The sequence below is a fragment of the Candidatus Cloacimonadaceae bacterium genome, assembly GCA_030693415.1.
Lineage (GTDB): Bacteria > Cloacimonadota > Cloacimonadia > Cloacimonadales > Cloacimonadaceae > JAUYAR01.
In genome coordinates this window covers 1-5,625 of record JAUYAR010000036.1, presented here as the reverse complement: position 1 = coordinate 5,625, position 5,625 = coordinate 1, and the positions used below count along the sequence as shown (strand labels likewise).

Here is a 5,625-nt window from a genome sequence, read left to right as displayed (position 1 = left end):
TCGGTGCTGCTGAACATGTGTTTCAACTTGGGTATTGGTGGTCTTATGGGCTTCAACAACACCCTGGCTTTTATAGCTGCCGGAGACTGGGAACGGGCTGCCAATGGTATGCTTGCTTCCATGTGGGCAAAGCAGGTCGGTCGCAGAGCTATTGAGCTATCTGAGCTGATGAGGAAAGGCAAGTGATACCGATCCCGGTCGAGATTGATGCCATGCTCGCCATACTCAATCTGCCCAAGGATATGGGAGATAATGGTATCTTTAAAGAGCATAGAACGCTAGTTCTGGAGATTGTACGTTCGGTTGTTATACCGGAACACTATACCCGGGCAATCCAAGAAGATATGCCGGAGGATGATCCCTTCCTGATTTCTTTTCGTTTTGGGTGGCAAAGTGCCTTCCTGGACTCCGATCGCTCCACTAATCGCTTGGGTCGAACGCAAGCACCTGTCTTGGACAGATAAAGAGACAGGGAAGCTACTGACCGTAGCCGAGATCGCTTATCTCATCCGGGGCAAGATCAAGCGGGAAGGCATTGCTGCCCGTAACGTGTTCGCTGAGGTTATCGCTAACCGGGAGCAGTGGATATATCAACAACTCAATTCTATCGAGGTAAGTCTATGACCGCAAATGAGAAGTTTATCGCTGACCGGAATCGGATAATCGATGCCCTGAAGTTTTCCGATATTCCCACCATCCAATTCAACAAGGATGTGATCCCCAAGCAGTTGCCTTGTGCTATCGTGATCCTGGACTCAGAAACGGGCAAGAACGGAACATCAAGACAGTATGTGAGTACTGATCTGGCATGGACAGTCTTCCTGATCGTCAATGCTCAGAACGTGGATGATCCAGATTCCGACTTGTACGAACTCAAAGAGAAGTTCCGCTCTTTCTATCTGAAACTGATGAACCGGGACTTGCCCAGTGTGGAATACTATACCAGCCGCATCGATGGCACCAGACTGGTCAGGATCGCCAAGATCGATCTACTCAAAGCAGGAACAGGAGCATCCTCGTGAGAGTGATGCGACTGGGTGGCTATAACCTGGCAATCAGTTCTGCCACAGATCTTCTGGATACTAAGTACAAGTCTGAGCCGATTGACTTATCCAAGTGCAGCCGGATCGGCAAGCAACTGATCTCCAAGGCAGCCGAGACCAAGAAAGTTGTCTCTCAGCCCTATTCTATGAGCAATCTACTCAATCTCCTGGATACCGATGAGTACCACTCGGGTTGTGTGGATGCCTTGTCTATGGCAACTGTGATGGAGTTCGACTGCAAGAACAGCCAGGTTAAGGCCTGGATGGAAGCTGCCGAGTTTCCTGCCTGTGAAGACCAGACCACTATCCTGGCAGAGATGATCAAGTTCTATCTCGCCTGTGGTAATGGCTTCCTGATCAAGATGCGTAATGCTCAAGGACAGTGGATGGGTCTGGAACGCATGCTTCCTTCTGAAGTGCAGATCGTGGAGAACTATGATGAGTTTGGTTTCTTTCGCCCCAATTACATACAAGTGAAGAACAACCAGAAGAAGGACTTTGCCTATGCCGATATCATCCACATCAAGAAGAGCACCCACAAGAGCAATGCCTGGGGTTTAGCCTGCCTGCCAATAGCCATCAATGTGGAGATACTCTCTGAGATCAAGACCTTTGACTATAACAACTTCAAGAACGGACTCATGATCGATTACTTCGTAATCGTGGAAGGTGGCACACTCAGAGATGGCACAGTAACCGATGAGCAGGGCAATGAAGTACTGACCGATGCCTATACCGAGATCGAGAAGGCACTTACCGAGGTTAAAGGCAATGCCAAGAGCCACTCCACTGTCCTAATCGAGAGTGAGAGCCGGGATGTGAAGATACGTCTCGAGCCACTGCGTCAGCAAGACAGAGAGGGTGGCTTTATCACTCTTAAGAAAGACCTGAGAGAAGGTATCTTCGCTTATCACCGGGTCCCGGCAAGGATCGTCTCACAGCTTATCCCAGGGCAGCTTGGTGGAGATAACAAAAGCGATATGCTGATGTTCTACCACTTCGTAGTCAAACCCCTGCAGAATCGCCTCGCACTCACTCTGGCTATAGAGTTCAACTACGAGTTCGGATGGAACCTCACACCGGATGACTTCAACTTCGGCAATCTAACCGAGAAGCTCCAGTCTGCGGATGAGCAGCTCTTTATGCAGAATCGCAATCTATGAAAAACCTAAATAACAGTCAACCCATCACTAACCCTAAGGAGGTACAGTGAATATCTTCGGAACTAAGAGCAGGATCGTCAAGAAAGGCGAACTGCGTAATGTGGAAGTCGAGCTGGTCTCGCTCCTCTTTGACGAGATGAACCCGGCTAATCAGAAAGGATTTGTGGTCAAGAATGCCAGTGGCAGAAGCTTCGAACACAAGATCAACTCCACCAAGTTCAAGAGTGAAACGAGTGGCACTCAGGGACGGCTTTATGTCACTCTGATGGAGCCCAACATCCACGACTCCCAAGGCGACTATTACACCCGGGAAGAGATTCAGAAGTCCTGTGATCACTTTGCCAAGCACGGCTTAGTCGGCAAGTGCGATGTGAACCATAACATGCAGCCAGTACCGGAGTTTGCCGTAGTGGAGAACTACATCCTCAAGACTAGCGACCGAGAGCATTTTCCCGATGCCAAGGTCGGCTCTTGGGTACAAGTCCTCAAGTGCGAGAACCTGCAGAGTGAACTCTGGCAGAAGGTCGAGAAAGGCGAGTTCAATGGGGTATCCATCTATGGCAGAGCTGATGACTACAGCGGTACCGAAGCCAGCCTTGCCGAGATCAAGAACGAACTGGGCAGCCTGCGTAAGGTGGCGGAACTGAACAACAACAACGAGATGCAGAATGGCATCACTGCCATCACTGAGCGCATCACTGAGCTTGAGAAGAGCAGTGGCACTGTGATCGTATCCGAAGCCATCAAGAGCATCGAGAAGAGCTTGAAAGACCTCTCTGTCACCATGACCAGAGCCATCTCCAAGTCCATACCGGGAGAGCCCGATGGTGACCATCCTAATGCTGATAAAGAGGTCATGATCGATGGCAACAAGATCGTGGTCAAGGCGAGCCACCGGGAGATCTACAAAGGCATCTCCGATGTCGATTCCGGCAAAGCCATGAACATCCTCAATGCCAATACCACTTCTCTGTTTATCGATGAGGTGATTGGCAGCCAGCCCGGTGATACCCTATCCGATATCTCGATTATCCCGCTCCTCAAGGACGAGAAGATCGATGCCGGACTGATCGATGACCTAGTCTTCAAAAATAGCCTGGATGGTGCTCTGACGGCTCAGACTGTAGCCACTGCTGATCTCTCTGTGCCCACCGGGATACTCAATGCTGAGTTCACCTTGGGCAGGGACGTGGTGGAGTTCTATAAGGACAAGTACGGTGAAGATGCCTTCGGTGCCTATGTGGAGAACCATATCGCCAAGAAGACTGAGAAGGCTATCCGTCTGCTCATCTTCAAGGGTGATAGAGTCTCTGCCACTGCCAAGCTGAAAGGTCTGGATGGAGTGATCAAGCTCGCTACCACCGCTACCGATGTCACCAACTTCTCCAAGACTACTTATACCGACTGGGCGAAACGCTTCGAAGCCGCTCTCCTGGCTTTCTCGGATGAGATGTTGGAAGAGCAGGAGAACTTCAAGTTCTATGTCAGTCAAAAAGACCTGATCCGTATCAGAGCCGAACTTGCCAAACGTGAGACCGGAGCCGGAGACCGTCTGCTGCTGGAAGGTGGCAACGTATCCTTTGCCGGTATCCCCGTAAAGCCTCGTCTTATGGCTGACGATTACATCATCGGTGGACTGCCCAAGTTCATCATCATCGGCTATCGTACTGATGCCGAACTCAAGGTCGAACATCATGGCGCGGACTGGAAGTACCACTGGTACATCCGTATCCGTCCCGGCATCACCTACATCTCCGGCTTCGTGAAAGTATTCAAGCTAATCACCTAACCCCAAACAACAATAGATTAAAGGAGTATCAATGGACTTCATCATTTCCAACCAAGCCTTCATCTTAGGGCTTATCACCACCCTGATCGTCTGGATCATCTTTAAGATAACGGGAAAGACCTTGGATAAGACCAAGATCAACTCCGCTCTGGCGATCATCCTCGATATCATCCAGGATATCAAGATCAACCCTGCCACCAAGGACCTCGATGACTATGCCAAGAAGCAACTGGCAGTCGAGCGTGCTACCAAAAGTCTCCCCAGTAACCAGACCAACCTGGTCATGAAGATCTTCGGCACAATCGGGGGAGCAGTGGAATACGTCTTCCATAACCGTAAGTGGCTGTTCAGTATCGGCAAAGCCATCAAGGGAGTATTTTAGATGCCTCAGCCCATTCAACCGCCAACCTATCCTGCTCCCATGACCGAGACAGATATGCACTTCATCTCCCTGGTGGATGTGATGGTGGCAGACGATATCTACTTCGGGATAGGCAACTATACCGAAACTGATGTCGGCACCCTCTATGCCAACCAAGGCACAGTAAAGACCGAACTGAATACAAACTTCGACCTGATGGGAGAACTGGCTGAGAAGCCTGGCAAGACCGATTCCAAGATATCCAAGCTTAAGACCCGCAACTATACCCTGCCCGGTAAGCGAACCTCCACTGTGGAACTGACCATCGTAGGTCTGTCCAATAAGCAGAAGAACTTCCTGGAAAGCAGCAACTTCATGGGTAAGAACACTACCATCGTAGTAACCTCCAAAGGTTTTGACCGGGTCGTGATCTTCAATGGACTGCGCTGGACTGTGGACTGGTCTGGAGAGGCTGATGGTCTCTTCTCGGTAGTCATCTCCACCGAGTTCTCCGGTATCACCAACGGTAAGGTCTTTGTCCTCAAGGACATTCCTGCCGGAACCTAAGCATAACCAACAACCAAGGATAAGAACATGGATTGCCAATGTAAACCTGAGATTAAAGACAAGATTGATAGTGTACATGAAGAGATCTACGGCAACGGAAACAGCAATAACTCATTGGTGACCAGAATGGCGAGAGTGGAGACCAACATGAAAATACTTCTGGGTGTCTCCACCTCCCAGTTCTTTATGCTGATCGGCGTTGCCATCAAGATGTTCTTCAACCAATAAGGACGGCACAATATGAAAACTGAACCCAAACTAAGCTATAACCAACTACGGCAGATCCTCTGCCTGACTATATCAAATGCAACCCTCAAAGCCAAGGTAGAGGACTTCCTCTCCGGCAAGGTAACCAGTGTATCTGAAGTAGAGATACTCCAACTCATCTCCGACTCGGAAGCGGACAAAGAGCTTATCCGTATCATATCGAACCAGGACCCGGACAAGATGGATGCATTAGAAGCCCTGGAGTACATCTCTGCTTTTTTCGTCTATATCAGAGCCAACAGCGAGAGGTTCAGAAGTTGGCTCGGGAGTTTCGGATTAGCGGTCAAAGCCAGTCCCGCTACCCCTATGAGAGGTTCGAAATGATCCTGCGTAAACTGGGCTTCACCACTGAAGACTTCGACAGTCTCACACTGCCTGAACTGTACCTGCGGCTCTGCCTTGCCGACCCCAAAGGAGATATGTGATGGATGCATT

Annotated in this window: 9 protein-coding genes; all 9 read left to right on the top strand. The window is 49.9% G+C overall.

Features of this window, described 5'->3' with window-relative positions; all coding sequences use genetic code 11:
- Nucleotides 1–186 (top strand): glycoside hydrolase family protein (locus Q8M98_02435; GenBank protein ID MDP3113612.1); only part of this gene is annotated, 186 nt, incomplete at its 5' end.
- A 195-nt stretch (nucleotides 187–381) separates the two neighbouring features.
- Nucleotides 382–624, top strand: coding sequence for a hypothetical protein (locus Q8M98_02430; protein MDP3113611.1), 243 nt, complete (start codon nucleotides 382–384; stop codon nucleotides 622–624).
- A complete protein-coding gene (locus Q8M98_02425) occupies nucleotides 621–1,022 on the top strand; it encodes a hypothetical protein (GenBank protein ID MDP3113610.1) in 402 nt (133 codons plus the stop codon). The genes Q8M98_02430 and Q8M98_02425 overlap by 4 nt, the downstream gene beginning before the upstream one ends.
- A gap of 5 nt (nucleotides 1,023–1,027) precedes the next feature.
- Nucleotides 1,028–2,206 carry a phage portal protein gene (locus Q8M98_02420; protein ID MDP3113609.1) on the top strand — a complete coding sequence of 393 codons (1,179 nt, stop codon included), beginning with the start codon at nucleotides 1,028–1,030 and terminating at the stop codon, nucleotides 2,204–2,206.
- A gap of 46 nt (nucleotides 2,207–2,252) precedes the next feature.
- Nucleotides 2,253–3,995: an XkdF-like putative serine protease domain-containing protein gene (locus tag Q8M98_02415; protein MDP3113608.1), complete on the top strand. Its 1,743-nt coding sequence runs from the start codon at nucleotides 2,253–2,255 to the stop codon at nucleotides 3,993–3,995.
- A gap of 31 nt (nucleotides 3,996–4,026) precedes the next feature.
- Nucleotides 4,027–4,377 carry a hypothetical protein gene (locus Q8M98_02410; protein ID MDP3113607.1) on the top strand — a complete coding sequence of 117 codons (351 nt, stop codon included), beginning with the start codon at nucleotides 4,027–4,029 and terminating at the stop codon, nucleotides 4,375–4,377.
- On the top strand, nucleotides 4,378–4,923 hold the full coding sequence (locus Q8M98_02405) for a hypothetical protein (GenBank protein ID MDP3113606.1): 546 nt from the start codon (nucleotides 4,378–4,380) through the stop codon (nucleotides 4,921–4,923). It begins immediately after the preceding gene.
- 27 nt (nucleotides 4,924–4,950) lie between these two features.
- Nucleotides 4,951–5,151 carry a hypothetical protein gene (locus Q8M98_02400; protein ID MDP3113605.1) on the top strand — a complete coding sequence of 67 codons (201 nt, stop codon included), beginning with the start codon at nucleotides 4,951–4,953 and terminating at the stop codon, nucleotides 5,149–5,151.
- A gap of 12 nt (nucleotides 5,152–5,163) precedes the next feature.
- Entirely contained in the window at nucleotides 5,164–5,514 is a 351-nt protein-coding gene (locus Q8M98_02395; protein MDP3113604.1) for a hypothetical protein, read from the top strand.
- Nucleotides 5,515–5,625 lie beyond the last annotated feature (111 nt).